Below are 12,872 nucleotides of genomic sequence, written 5' to 3'. Positions count from 1 at the left end.
GGTCAAATTGGTTTTTCTTCTTTTTTTCGTTATAATGAATATACTTATGAAAAGAAATGAGGAATGAACCATGTCCTTTGATGGTGTATTTACCCATGCGATGGTCAACGAATTGCGTGAAACGTTACTATCTGGCCGGATCTCGAAAATCCATCAGCCTTATGAAAATGAAATCGTGCTGGTGATTCGTTCACGCGGCAAAAACCATCGATTATTATTATCTGCGCACCCTAGTTATGCTCGTGTACAGATTACCCAAATCGATTATCAGAATCCTGATAATCCACCTAACTTCGTGATGATGCTTCGAAAGTATTTGGATGGTGCTATTTTAGAAAACATCGAACAAATCGAAAACGATCGAGTGATCCATTTTCACTTTGCTAAGCGCAACGAGTTGGGCGATCTACAGAATATCATATTGATCGTTGAATTAATGGGACGTCATAGCACGATCGTCTTAGTTAATCAAGAAACTGGGAAAATATTGGACGCGATCAAACACATAGGAAGCTCTCAAAACACTTATCGTTCTTTGCTTCCCGGCGTAGAATACATTGCTCCGCCAAAACAAGAGGTCTTGAATCCATTTAGCTCCGATAAAGAAAAAATCTTTCAGCGACTTTCTCAAACTGAACTAGAACCAAAAGCAATCCAACATCAGTTTCAGGGAATCGGTTTCGATACTGCTCAAGAGCTGACCAAGAGATTGCTTGAACGTCCTAATGAAAAAATGGTTGTTTGGGACGAATTTTTCTCATCGATCATCAATCATCCTGTTCCTACTTTTTACGAAACGACAAATAAAGATTTCTTTACACCGATTGTCTACCAGGTATTTTCCGAACAAGCATCTGCTGTGACAACTTATCCAACACTCAGTCAATTATTAGATAGCTATTATCACGAAAAAGCGGAGAAAGATCGGGCAAAACAACAAGGCGGAGAACTGATCCGAAAAATCGAAAATGAACTAAAACGAAATAAAAATAAATTGAAAAAACGTGAACAAACACTCAAAGAATCCGAAAACGCTGAGAATTACCGTAGAGATGGCGAACTACTTACTACCTTTCTGACACAAGTGCCACGTGGCGTAAAAGAAGTTGTTTTACCTAATTACTATGAAGAAGATCGGCCAATCAAAATAGCATTAGATCCGGCGCTGACGCCAAATCAAAATGCACAGAAATATTTCCATCGATACCAAAAGCTGAAGAACGCCGTTAAGTTGATTGGCGAACAAATCCAAGAAGCCAAAGATGAAATCCAATATCTTGAATCTGTCTTGTCTCAACTGGAAATTGCCGGTCCGATGGATATCGAAGCAATCAAAGAAGAATTGACTGCTGAGGGCTATTTGAAAAAGAAGACACAGAAAAAACAAAAGAAAAAGAAACCATCTCAGCCTGATCAATACTTTTCTTCTGACGGAACGCTCATTCTTGTCGGTAAAAACAATCTTCAAAATGACCAGCTGACAATGAAAACAGCTAAGAAAACCGATTATTGGCTCCATGCAAAGAATATCCCTGGTTCGCACGTCATCATCAAAAGTGATCAGCCTTCAGATGAAACAATTACCGAAGCAGCCGAGTTAGCTGCCTATTTTTCAAAATACCGATACTCTGCCCAAGTACCAGTTGATCTTGTACAAGTGAAGCATATCCGCAAGCCAAATGGTGCCAAACCTGGTTACGTCATTTATGAAAATCAGAAAACAGTCATCGTAACACCAGAAGAAGAGAAAATTATAGCTATGAAACAAAACGGGTAATGAATGTATTTTCTTAGAATCATATTTTCGTACTTTTTCATAAAAGCAATCAGTTATAGATTGCTTTCTATAAAAAGAGGGGTTGGGACAAAATTCGTGTCACAACCCCTTATTTCGAATAAACTGTTTTGTTTGGCTGTTCTTTCTACTTAATATCAGTCAGATGTTCCGTCTACTTTTCTTAATTCTGTTGGTCCAGTAACCGAGTAAGCTCTTTGATAAATCTTTGAGCGATTTCACTGAGTGGGCGCTTTGCCGAATAAATGATATAAAATTCATTTAGTTCGCCTTCTGCTAAAGGGATTAACCGCAAGTGCTCACGAATTCCTCCAATCACAATACCAGACCCTGAAGCGTACGCATCAGTTTCAAGAACGATATTCATCAAAGTCCCTCGATCACTGGTATAGATCACTGTTTCTTGATCAGGAATCTCGATAAGGTCTTCATAAAAATACGGAAAATTATTTCCATCCTGTGTAAAACGAACTTGAGGATAAGATAACAATTCTTCTTTTGTGATCTCTGCGTGTGTAGCTAGCGGATGTCCATGCCTTAAAAAAATGTGTGTTTTAAATTTTCCAATGCTGCGGCCACTTAGTTCTCCTTGTTGCAAATATCTTCTGATACCAGCTTGATTATGCTCGTTCATATAAATAATGCCGATTTCACTATGCTGCTCTTTGACTTCTTCGATCACTCTCGCCGTCGTCGTCTCCATGATCCGAAATTGTTTGATTTCATCTTTGAATTCCTCGAGTAGCTGTGCGGTCAAAGGACCTAAGAAATCATAATGCTGGGCAGCGATTGAAAAATTGTCTCTCTTTTCACTCGTTAGATAGTGACTTTCTAATGTATCAAGCTGAACCAAGATTTTTTCGGCACGATTTAAGAAGTCTTGTCCTTCTTCTGTTAAATATGCACCTCGATTCGTTCGAGTAAACAGCGTAATTCCTAACTCAGTCTCTAATTCTTTGATACCAGCTGAAAGACTTGGCTGCGAAACAAACATTTTCTTTGCTGCTTCTCTGAAACTACCATTGTTTGCCACAGCGACCACATATTTCATTTGTTGAATATTCATTCCTCAAACTCCTCGAAATAATAAATTTCTCTTCCATTCAAGGGTTGAATTGGTCGGTTGTTCGGCTGTGCATACTGCCCTTTGAAGGGTAGAAGAAACTCTTGGTTCAATTTTCCTACATGATCCATCACAAACCATTGGATTGGCCCGCTGGTAGGTGGAGTTGTCAATGAACCTACATAATGAAAATGGCTTTTTTTCTCTGGAAAGAAGACATCCGGATTTACCCAGTGTTCATGTTTTTCTAAATTCCATCTCTCTCCGTTTTCTTGATCATAAAACCAACCTTCCTGTTCCATTAACTGATACATGACTCCCACGACCAGATTCTCTTTTTTGCTGTTCATATGAACAAAATGAAATTCAATATCTTCCTGGTTCCCGTCGATGATATGTTCAGATGGTAAGTGGAAATGAATATCTGTCAAATAATAGCGTTCTTTCTTGAACTCTACATAACTGAGTTGATCAAAAGGTACTAAATGAATCGTATTTTTGAATTCCTTGTCAGTAAAGCGTTGCTTTTGATAATGAAACGAAAGTGTATCTCCTTTCGTTTTTATTTCTTCACCTTTTGTTAAATGAATAGGTGACTGCAACGGAAATTCTGCACCTCTCGCAAACCAATCACATAAATTCGCCCAATTTTCCGGACCTCTGTCTCCAGAATAGCCCCATTCGACATCCATATTCTTTTTCAACTATACTTCCCCCTGCATCTCATATCGTTTTTATTTTTCTTCTTTCTTTACAATCGTTGAGACGGTTTCTAAAAACGCCTCTTTTCCATAAAATTCCTGGTTCAATAGTTCCGGAAATATTTCTTTAAAGAAATACTGAACAGAAGGCCGATGTTCAAAGCTTTTGATAGTAGTCACTGCCTCAATGAACATCTCCTTGTAAACTTTTTCTGGATTATTTTTGATGATTTCATCAAAAGACTCATAAAGAAGGTCAACCTTATCTGAAATGGCTAATAGTTCTCCTTCTACGGTTTCATCTTTTCCTTCGAACAACCGACGGCGATAAACTTCTTGGAACTCAGCTGGAATCTCTTGGTTGATGAATTCGTCCGTCATCTTTTCTTCAACTGTTTGCAGCATCCCTCTTAATTCTTTGCTTGCATATTTCACTGGTGTTTTGATATCACCAATAAAACGTTCTGTGTAGTCATGATTCAGTGATTTTTCATAGAGCAGTTTCCAATCGATTGGCTGCCCATTTGCTTCTTCAATATCTCCCAGAACTTGCGCAATGGACGCGACACGATACGAATGTGCTGCAACTGTATGCTCCGTATATTTAAAAAAACCAGGTGCCCTTGTGATCGTTTCTAAATTGTTCAATCCTAAAATAAATTCATTCAATCCCATAAAAGTTACCTCCCTTTGAGATTTCTTTTTCCGAATATCATATCATTAAATAACTGACATTCGCAACATTTCCGCTCTTTTCCATTTTCGCAACAGCTCGCTTACCAAAAAATAGAGAAAATTTCGATAGAATAGAGTGCAGAGAAGAGATTATTCTCTTCTCTCTGCTAACCAGTCTTAGCAAAATAAATTTTGCAAAAATCAAAAACTGATTACGATAGAAATTTCTTTTCATACCTGATGAAAAGATGCTTCCCGCAATCAGTTTTTAGATTGTTTTTATATCGATTGATAGCCATTTTTTCTCACAATCAATTAATTATATGCTTAAGATTCTTGTTCAAAAATTTCACGAAATTTCGGAGCATTTAAATCTTTTTCAGAGAGTTGAATCAATCTATATCGTAAGTTTCGATTATTTGGATGATATCATTCAACTCATCAATCACGATATCTGCTTGTGCCTGATCAAGGGGCAGATCTTGCTTTAATGCAATCGTATATAAATTAGCTGCTTTTGCTGATGCAATACCAACAGGAGAATCTTCTACTGCGATGCAATGTCTACCATCCAATGCATTTACTGCGATTTGATAAATTTCTGGATGTGGTTTGCTTTTAGATAGCTTTTCCCCTGAAATGACAAAATCGAAGTATGGTGCTAAAGCATTCTGTGTCAGCATTTTGTCGATTTCTCTTTGCGGAGAAGAAGAAGCAAGAGCAATTTTGATACTTTTCTTTTTTAAATAATCCAAGATGTCTTCCGCACCCTTTCGCAGTGCTATTTTAAAGTCAATAGGATGTTTTTCCCGGTACGCAAGGTATTCTTTTTTAAGATCAGCTCGTTGGTCTTTTTCTGAGACCAATACTTCCCAAATCCCATTTTCTGTCAGTCCAACGAAATCCAACTTATTCGTCGAACCTGGTAGGATGTTTTTTTCTTTGAAAAATTGCATACGTCGATCAAAATAAAAGTTTTCTGAGTCAATTAAGACACCATCCATATCAAAAATCATGCCTAAATTCACAAACCTTCCTCCTATCCATAAATAATTTCATGAATCAATCGTAACTCCAACGTGGAAATCTTGATAGTATACTCACTCTCTATCTCGAAAAAGGCACGATGAATCTGTTCCATTTCTGCCCCTGCTTGAGTCGTATATTCCTCTATATCTTCTTGTTCATCCACACTTTCTTTCCTTAAAATTCGTTCAATCATACAGCAGCAATGTAGGTATAGTAAAAACAACTTACTATTAGATAGAGTGATCTCTAAGGTTTCCTCAGCTACGGATACAGCACTTTGCACTAAACGCAACAGTTTGGTTGCGTCCAAAATCGTTAAATTCTCGATGATTTTATTAATTGAAAAACTGAACATCAGCTGTTCTTTTAAATCTTTATCACGTATGTCAAAATAATCTTGTAGAATTGAAATGAACTTCTCAACATCTTCACCGTTAATTAAATGATCAAGACCAATATAAGGAACCTGTTCGATTTTGGGATCTTCTGTTCCTACAATCATCAATACTTCATATATCTGGAAAGGATCCTCATACATTTTATTTTTTTGCAATTTTTTGTAATCATACGGAATAATCGTCAATTCTTTGCAATGATTTTCTAAACAAGATTCCAAAATCTCTTGTATTTGAGTAGCTGAACCTATTCCGGTGTAACAGCAAGTTAAGATTGCCTGTGTTTTTTCTTTTTTTGGTAGTATTAGTTGTTTTTTTACTTTGTTTTCTATATCGATTTTTTGGCTGATTTCTGCGATAGACATTTGTCTTTGAATCAACTGCCCAATCTCCAATACAAGAGGCGTAGAGACATAATCGATAATCAGCAGTGGACCACGTATTTTATCTGCTAGCTTTTTTCCGATTTCGTTCAACGACCCCATATCTACTAATAAAATCAACCCGGCGTCCGTTTGATGATCATTGATAAAGCGAATGACTTGTTCTTCTACTTTAGCTAACGTGATATTGATTGGCATATCATAAGCTTGAAAGATATTCTGCTTCAGCATCCGATTGCCTACGTTCGCCATACTGCTAGCAGTAGAATAACCATGAGCTAAAATGATACTCTTGATTTTCTTTTCTCCTAGCGTGATCTGCAGCCCATGAAAATAAAAGGAAATAAAAATCAAATCTTCCTCTTTAAAATCTTGATCTAATTGTCGAGAAATATGTCCTAGTACTTTTTTAGCATACCAATAAGAAGTATCTATGGAACTCGAAACCAATTCTAACAACTTGTCTTTGACACTTTGCCATTCATGGTTTTCTGCAATCATATCTGTGTTGTTTTTATGGTAGAGATACTGTGCCAGGGCAATCACACGATTACCATCTTGTTCCAATCCGTAGTTTTCATGCATCCAATCAAAAGTTTCTCGTATCTGATAGGTTAGTACAGAATAAAATGATTCTTCTTTCGAATAACTATCTTTAAAAATAAACTCGTCCATCAAATGATTGATTCGATTTACCGTATGATCAATAAAATCTTTGATCATTAATTCTTGCTTTTCAACTTTTTGATACATTTGCACTATTTTTTCAAATAACTGCCTGATTTGCCTGACTTCTGAAGATTCTAAAAAGACTTGATTAGCTGTATGCGGCAAATATTGGCGGTCTGGTAAAGCTTTAATCGTTTTTTTCAGCTGCTCTTTTAGCTGCATGGTATTTTCAGTTGGAAGATCCTTCAAACGAACTCGAATAGACAGACTATTTTGATTTTTGGCGTACGCACTACCGCAGACATATTTCACGATGTTCTTTATCTTCCCTACATTGCCTTCTAGGTCACTATTAAGCAAAAAGTCCACTAGTTGATAACTTACATCGATGCGTTTTGACAAAATATTCGCTTCATTAATAAAAAATGCGTCTATCAGTTGCATACGCTCTGATTGCGGACGACGTTCATAATTCGGTAACATGACAATCACTGGCAAACGGCGAATAAATGTCGGCAAAAATGTTTGATAGACATTCTCAGTTGTTGCAAATATCATACGGACGTTTGCTTTATGTCTGATTGCATTGTCCCCCATCGGTGAAATTTCTCCTGTATCCATAAATGTAAAAAGCTTTTCTTGCCCTTCATCACTTAAGCGGTGTACCTCATCCAAAAATAATACGCCATTATCAGCTTTTTCTATCAATCCAATATGTTCTTTTTCCGCTCCAGTAAATGCTCCTTTGACATGTCCAAACAAAGCAGAAGACAAGAGTTCAGGATTGTTGAAATATTGGGCACAATTATAAGAGATAAACGGAGCATCTTTTGGGATGACCTTTTCTGCTACAGCATATTCATAGATTTTTTCTGCTAAAAATGTTTTCCCTGAACCGCTATTGCCTGATAAAAGAATAGGCAACCCATTCCCAGGATAAAGTACTGCTGTCTTTATTTGATCAACTACTTCTCTTAAGCTGCCATTTGCTCCAATCACCGTTTCTAATGCATTGGCTTTTTCTGCTGCAAATAAGTCTTCCCAAGTTTCATATTCAGATTCTCTGTGGAAAATGCCAAGTTCAGCTAAAGTTTCAACATGTAAAAAAGAGACGGGGTAACTCTTGACCTTGACCAATACTCCTTCTTTCATTCCTTGATTTAAGTAGAAGCTTGTTGTACTTCGATTCAAACCGACATTTTCGCTAATTGATAAAGCTGAAAAATCTTCTGCATGATGCTCACTGTAATTTTTTGTCAGCTCTTTTAAATATTTTTCTACTTTTTTGTTCATGATCAACACCACCCAATTTACTCTTGCTCAATCAATTGTACGAGAATAAGAAACCCTTTTCAATGCATGGGAAGAAAAGCCGAGGCACTTGGCCTCAGCTCTAGTTTAATACTCTAATTTCCACATATAACGACGCTTTGTCAGCGGATGCTGGCGTACTTCAGCTAATTCTTCTGCATAGACGCGGAATACTGCTGTGATGACGAATGGATTGAAGTAATCAAGAACCTCTTTCGCAATGTGGGCAGACAGTCCCCAATCCAGTGCATCTACGATTTCTATTTTTGCATCGAAACGATTCAAAAAGGTCAGTGCTCGGGCATCCATTTGACGCGTACGACCATCATTCATCAATAAGATAAATGGTACGTCTTTGTCCGTGATTTCAAATGGACCATGGAAAAATTCACCAGAATGGAAAGTACCAGAGTGAATCCATTGCATCTCCATCATTAAACAAATAGAAGTGGAATACGCAACTTCATGAGTCGCTCCTGAACTCATAACATATATCACCTTTTCATTTTTGAAACGTTCGGCGAATTTTTTTGCTTGTAGACGTGCTCCCTTTGCACTTTCTTGCGACAAATCATAAATTTTGTCGAAACCATCCATCATCTTATCGTAGTCTTTATACCCTTCGATCTGATTTAGTAGTTCAACTGCAAGTTCTAAGCAGTAACCTGTTTTTTCTAGTTTTGCTGCGTAATCTTCTGTGAAACGATGATAAATCACATAGTCCGCGTCTTTCGTTAACGGAGAATCTACGCTATGTGTTAAACTAATAACTGTGGCACCTTGTTCTTTCGCTACTGCGTTAGCTTGAACAGTTTCAGGAGTCGTACCTCCCAATGAAGCTGAAATAACTACAGTATGATCGTTGATCGAGCGAGGTGTCGCATAATTGAATTCATTTGCCGTAAAGTGGCTGATACGTAATTTGTTTGCGTTTTGTTCTAAAAAATATTTTGCCGGATATAGATCTGCTTTCGATGCACCACAGCCGACAAATACGATGGACTCCACCTCTTTGTTCGCGATGATTTCTTTGACGATATCTTTTGGACTTAATGTTGAATTCATGTTTGAATTCCTCCTCATACTATTTATTTTTAACCTAAATTAGGTTGGTCCCTTAATTAAAAATCCCGCATAAACTTAGTAAAACACCACCAGCGATACAAATAGTGAGCATCAAACCGGTCCGAACTTTCTTTTGCAACAACCAATACATAAAAAATGTCAGCCCTAAAGGAATCAACTGGGGCATGATATTATCTAAAACATCCTGTAAAACAAACGCCTTGCCGAATCTTAGCGGCGTGGTGATTCCAATCATGCTAGCAATCATAGCTCCAATGACCATCAAACCGATAATCGTACAAACATACATCACTTTATCCATCAGCCCTTCTTGATACAGTTTCGCTAAATATTTATTCCCAGTATTATAACCAATTTTTCCGCCATAATATGTAACGAAAAAGGACGGAATGAAGGAGATGATAATGGCCAAGATAGGGCCAAAGATACTACCTTGCTGAGCGAGATTGATTCCAAAGCCAAAGGCTAAAACACGTATGGTTCCTTGGAAGAAAGAGTCTCCGATTCCTGACAAAGGGCCCATAAGCGAAGTCTTCAAAGCACTGATGGTTTCCGGATTGAAATTCTCTTGATCTTCGGCATATTGTTCTTCCATAGATGCTGCTAGACCTAAAACGAATGAACTTGTTTGCGGCGTACAATTGTAGTAAGCCATGTGCCGCTCATAAGCATCGATTTTCTTTTGTTTGTCTTCTGGCTTGTCATAGATTTTATCGATGATTGGTGCGATCCCATACATAAACCCCATATTCATTTGTCGTTCGTAATTCCACGAAGCTTGTATTGCCCACGAACGCCAGAAAAATTGCCAATACTTCCAACTATTTTGATCTTTCTTAGTCATAAAAAAACTCCTTTCTATAAATCATCTAAAGGATCAGGTTCGCTTACAGCTGTCCTATTATCTTTACCATTGAATTTGACTTGTGCCATCACAAAGGCCACAATGCAAGCAAAAGCTGCGATACCTGTGATGCTTAATCCGGAGTAAGCTGTGATTAGAAAACCAAGTAATAAAAACGGGATCATTTTTTTCGTCAACATCGTTTGTAACAACAAAGCAAAACCATATGCTGGTAAAATTTTGCTTGCTAAAGTCAGACCATTTGTCAACCATACTGGGATACTGCTCACGATATTTTTCACTAAATCTGTTCCAAAGTAAACAGCTAAAAAGATAGGGATAAAATACATCAGTGAATATAAGACCGTACCATAGATTATGTGGATCCGTCGTGCTCTGCTGAACTTTCCTTCATTGATTAAATTATCTGCCCAATGTGTCAGATTTGAGAGTACCGTCCGCATCAATATTCCAAGCATTTGTCCTAACACAGAGATTGGAATGGCAATAGTCAGAGCAGTTTCAGCATTGGAGCCAGATAGAATAGCAAAAGCTGTAGCAATAATGGACGCCATATTCATATCCGGTGGCGCTGCTGCTCCGATATTTACCAGACCAAGCGACATCAATTCCAGAGAAGCACCAACCAATAAACCTTTTTCCAAGTCACCTAATACTAACCCAACTAACGTACTCACGATTAAAGGCCGTTCAAAATTCATCCTCCCTAGTAGTCTAGAGTCCAAGATGCACAGGATTCCGACCAGACCTAAGGCAATCGATTGAAACAACATAACGTAAACTCCTTTCTTTTTAAATCATTGTATTCAAATCCTCTTTTTTTGAGGTTGGAACCTGTTGCATGAACTGTTTGATGCCCATTGATTTTAGTACTTTCGCATCTTCTATCTCATTTTCAGTCAAGAAGATAGCATTACTGAATTGTTTTGATCCTTCTTTTTTTATGATGCCTCCGTAATTGATTTCCTTAACGTTTGAGTAACTTTCGCAAAACTGACGAACATCCTTGGTATTTCCAAAGATCATCATGATGTTTTCGCTCAATGTTTCTATTTTAGATATTTTTGTCAATGTATTTTCAACGGTAAATATATTGAGTTTGATTCCTTGAGGTTTTGATAGTTCTAAAGACATTTTTTTAAATTCATCATTGGCTGCTTCATCATTCACCACCAGAATTCGGTTGATTTGCAAAGATTTACTCCAAGAAAACACCACTTGTCCATGCAACAATCGGTGATCGATACGAATGAACTTGATCATAGATCATCTCCTCCTTCATTTGATTTTTTTAGTAATCGATTGCAATCAATCAATGACTGCCGACTTTCTTCGATAATCAATTCTAAATCTGCAGCAGCAATTGGGTTAACTTGCGTGGCGATTGAAATCACTAAGGGTAGATTCATTCCTGTGATCAAGCGTATTGCTGGCTCTTTCTTTAACAGTCCTATCATTTCATTATTGACACTTCCTCCTAAGATATCTGTGAGAATAAATAGATTTTCTTTTCCTAATTTTGAAACTATACTTTGTATTTGTTGTTCTATCGGCTCATCTTCATCTCGATAAGCTGATAATGCATAAATATTAGTGGCAGGCCCCAAGATCATTTCAGCTGTTTGTTTTAGACCTTGAGATAATGCGCCGTGACTAGCTAGAATAATCGTATTCATTTTTATTTCCTCCTCGCTGACAGTTTTATATAAAGCAAATATCGTGCCAACTTCTGTTAAGCCTGTAAAATCAATAGTTACAACTATTTCCCAACACTTTTATCATTTACTGATAAGTGTTCAATCGATTTTGTAAAAGTGTTGAACTGCTTTTCTACATATATAAAACAAAAATAGCCCCTTGACTGTGTGATAGAAACACAGTCGAGGGGCTGTTTTTGACTCGTTGAAGTCGTTCATACTTTGTGTAATCAATGCTATTGAAGATAAGGCATATGTATCTTATGGATATATTTCCTCATCCAAATCATCCATGCAGGATTATGAAAAAAATGAGCGTGAGACAAAAGTAAAGAACACTTTTGTCTCACGCTCTAAACACGTATAAACGGCGGAAGCAGAAGCAACTCCTTCGGAAATAAGCTGAAATTCACAAAAATTTGAAAAGCAATTTTCCTGAATTCCTTCTTATTTCTTGGAGTTAAACGCTTCTGTCCCAGCCTCTAAAAATATAACGGTGTAGAGAAATGGTAATTTAGAAATATTCAAAATAACATAGCTTTATTTTTTCAATTATCTAAGTGTTTTTGTACTTAAGACTGCCAATTTTCAGGATCTTTTTTCCATTCTTTTAGCAGAGTTAATTCTTGCTCATCGATATAACGATCTTCTAAAGCTGCTTCGATCAATACAGAGTAATTGGTCAACGTCATAAGAGGGATTTCGGCTTTTTCGAAATTTGCTTTTCCTTTTGGCAACTCATACGTAAAGATAGCTGCAACACCAAGGATATCTGCACCTTCTCTTTTCGCTGCTTCAGCTGCTTCCAAGACGCTGCCTCCTGTAGAAATCAGATCCTCGATCACAACCATCTTCTGGCCTTCAACTATACGCCCTTCGATTTGATTGCCTTTCCCATGATCTTTCGCCTTACTTCGAATATAGACCATTGGCAAGTCTAATATTTCCGCTACCCATGCAGCATGAGGGATTCCTGCCGTTGCAGTTCCAGCAATTACTTGTACTTCAGGGAAAGCTTCTTTGATTTTGCTCGCTAAGCCTTTTGCGATCTCTTTTCGGACTTTTGGATAGCTCATCGTGATTCGGTTATCACAGTAAATGGGGCTTTTGATTCCACTTGCCCAAGTAAAAGGATCACTTGGATTTAAAAATACTGCTTCAATCTCTAATAGATCTTTTGCGATACTTTGTTCTACATTCATT

The 12,872-nt window shown here is 37.4% G+C and carries 13 protein-coding genes; 1 reads left to right on the top strand and 12 read right to left on the bottom strand.

The genetic code is table 11. From position 1 onward, the window contains the following. Positions 1-70: 70 nt before the first annotated feature. Positions 71-1,777, top strand: a complete 1,707-nt coding sequence (gene efbA / locus HMPREF2988_RS01965) for a fibronectin-binding protein EfbA (protein WP_070769893.1) — start codon at positions 71-73, stop codon at positions 1,775-1,777. 181 nt (positions 1,778-1,958) lie between these two features. Here the strand turns inward: efbA and HMPREF2988_RS01960 are convergent, their stop codons facing one another. The 12 genes from HMPREF2988_RS01960 to pyrE all read right to left on the bottom strand — a co-directional run bounded on the left by HMPREF2988_RS01960 (position 1,959) and on the right by pyrE (position 12,871). Further along, complete coding sequence (locus HMPREF2988_RS01960) at positions 1,959-2,861, bottom strand: LysR family transcriptional regulator (protein WP_002335705.1); 903 nt, start codon at positions 2,859-2,861, stop codon at positions 1,959-1,961. Continuing rightward, complete coding sequence (locus HMPREF2988_RS01955; RefSeq protein ID WP_179294098.1) at positions 2,858-3,550, bottom strand: carbonic anhydrase family protein; 693 nt, start codon at positions 3,548-3,550, stop codon at positions 2,858-2,860. Before HMPREF2988_RS01955 ends, HMPREF2988_RS01960 begins: the two co-directional genes overlap by 4 nt. Before the next feature lie 42 nt (positions 3,551-3,592). Next, positions 3,593-4,234 carry a YfbR-like 5'-deoxynucleotidase gene (locus HMPREF2988_RS01950; protein ID WP_002288886.1) on the bottom strand — a complete coding sequence of 214 codons (642 nt, stop codon included), beginning with the start codon at positions 4,232-4,234 and terminating at the stop codon, positions 3,593-3,595. A 37-nt stretch (positions 4,235-4,271) separates the two neighbouring features. Next, on the bottom strand, positions 4,272-4,499 hold the full coding sequence (locus tag HMPREF2988_RS13935) for a hypothetical protein (RefSeq protein WP_306807592.1): 228 nt from the start codon (positions 4,497-4,499) through the stop codon (positions 4,272-4,274). 127 nt (positions 4,500-4,626) lie between these two features. Then, positions 4,627-5,262 (bottom strand): HAD family hydrolase, encoded by a 636-nt coding sequence (locus HMPREF2988_RS01945; RefSeq protein ID WP_070769892.1) that lies wholly within the window; start codon positions 5,260-5,262, stop codon positions 4,627-4,629. 11 nt (positions 5,263-5,273) lie between these two features. Then, on the bottom strand, positions 5,274-8,003 hold the full coding sequence (locus HMPREF2988_RS01940) for a sigma 54-interacting transcriptional regulator (RefSeq protein ID WP_070769947.1): 2,730 nt from the start codon (positions 8,001-8,003) through the stop codon (positions 5,274-5,276). 105 nt (positions 8,004-8,108) lie between these two features. After that, complete coding sequence (locus tag HMPREF2988_RS01935) at positions 8,109-9,086, bottom strand: SIS domain-containing protein (protein ID WP_002313783.1); 978 nt, start codon at positions 9,084-9,086, stop codon at positions 8,109-8,111. A 52-nt stretch (positions 9,087-9,138) separates the two neighbouring features. Beyond that, complete coding sequence (locus tag HMPREF2988_RS01930; RefSeq protein ID WP_070769891.1) at positions 9,139-9,951, bottom strand: PTS system mannose/fructose/sorbose family transporter subunit IID; 813 nt, start codon at positions 9,949-9,951, stop codon at positions 9,139-9,141. A gap of 14 nt (positions 9,952-9,965) precedes the next feature. After that, entirely contained in the window at positions 9,966-10,745 is a 780-nt protein-coding gene (locus HMPREF2988_RS01925) for a PTS mannose/fructose/sorbose/N-acetylgalactosamine transporter subunit IIC (protein WP_002335699.1), read from the bottom strand. Positions 10,746-10,764: 19 nt separating this feature from the next. After that, positions 10,765-11,235: a PTS sugar transporter subunit IIB gene (locus HMPREF2988_RS01920; protein WP_002315055.1), complete on the bottom strand. Its 471-nt coding sequence runs from the start codon at positions 11,233-11,235 to the stop codon at positions 10,765-10,767. Then, positions 11,232-11,648 carry a PTS sugar transporter subunit IIA gene (locus HMPREF2988_RS01915; RefSeq protein ID WP_002309312.1) on the bottom strand — a complete coding sequence of 139 codons (417 nt, stop codon included), beginning with the start codon at positions 11,646-11,648 and terminating at the stop codon, positions 11,232-11,234. The genes HMPREF2988_RS01920 and HMPREF2988_RS01915 overlap by 4 nt, the downstream gene beginning before the upstream one ends. Positions 11,649-12,241: 593 nt before the next feature. Next, positions 12,242-12,871, bottom strand: a complete 630-nt coding sequence (gene pyrE, locus HMPREF2988_RS13825; protein ID WP_029744090.1) for an orotate phosphoribosyltransferase — start codon at positions 12,869-12,871, stop codon at positions 12,242-12,244. Between the last annotated feature and the right edge of the window lies 1 nt (position 12,872).

Source organism: Enterococcus sp. HMSC061C05, assembly GCF_001814765.1.
In the GTDB taxonomy this organism is placed as follows: Bacteria; Bacillota; Bacilli; order Lactobacillales; family Enterococcaceae; genus Enterococcus_B; species Enterococcus_B lactis.
This window is presented reverse-complemented; position numbering and strand designations above follow the sequence as displayed.

Bases quoted from the DNA above. Each gene is read 5' to 3' on its own strand.
- efbA (WP_070769893.1), top strand. From the start codon at position 71: ATGTCCTTTGATGGTGTATTTACCCATGCGATGGTCAACGAATTGCGT.
- HMPREF2988_RS01960 (WP_002335705.1), bottom strand. From the start codon at position 2,861: ATGAATATTCAACAAATGAAATATGTGGTCGCTGTGGCAAACAATGGT.
- HMPREF2988_RS01955 (WP_179294098.1), bottom strand. From the start codon at position 3,550: ATGGATGTCGAATGGGGCTATTCTGGAGACAGAGGTCCGGAAAATTGG.
- HMPREF2988_RS01950 (WP_002288886.1), bottom strand. From the start codon at position 4,234: ATGGGATTGAATGAATTTATTTTAGGATTGAACAATTTAGAAACGATC.
- HMPREF2988_RS01940 (WP_070769947.1), bottom strand. From the start codon at position 8,003: ATGAACAAAAAAGTAGAAAAATATTTAAAAGAGCTGACAAAAAATTAC.
- HMPREF2988_RS01935 (WP_002313783.1), bottom strand. From the start codon at position 9,086: ATGAATTCAACATTAAGTCCAAAAGATATCGTCAAAGAAATCATCGCG.
- HMPREF2988_RS01930 (WP_070769891.1), bottom strand. From the start codon at position 9,951: ATGACTAAGAAAGATCAAAATAGTTGGAAGTATTGGCAATTTTTCTGG.
- HMPREF2988_RS01925 (WP_002335699.1), bottom strand. From the start codon at position 10,745: ATGTTGTTTCAATCGATTGCCTTAGGTCTGGTCGGAATCCTGTGCATC.
- HMPREF2988_RS01920 (WP_002315055.1), bottom strand. From the start codon at position 11,235: ATGATCAAGTTCATTCGTATCGATCACCGATTGTTGCATGGACAAGTG.
- HMPREF2988_RS01915 (WP_002309312.1), bottom strand. From the start codon at position 11,648: ATGAATACGATTATTCTAGCTAGTCACGGCGCATTATCTCAAGGTCTA.
- pyrE (WP_029744090.1), bottom strand. From the start codon at position 12,871: ATGAATGTAGAACAAAGTATCGCAAAAGATCTATTAGAGATTGAAGCA.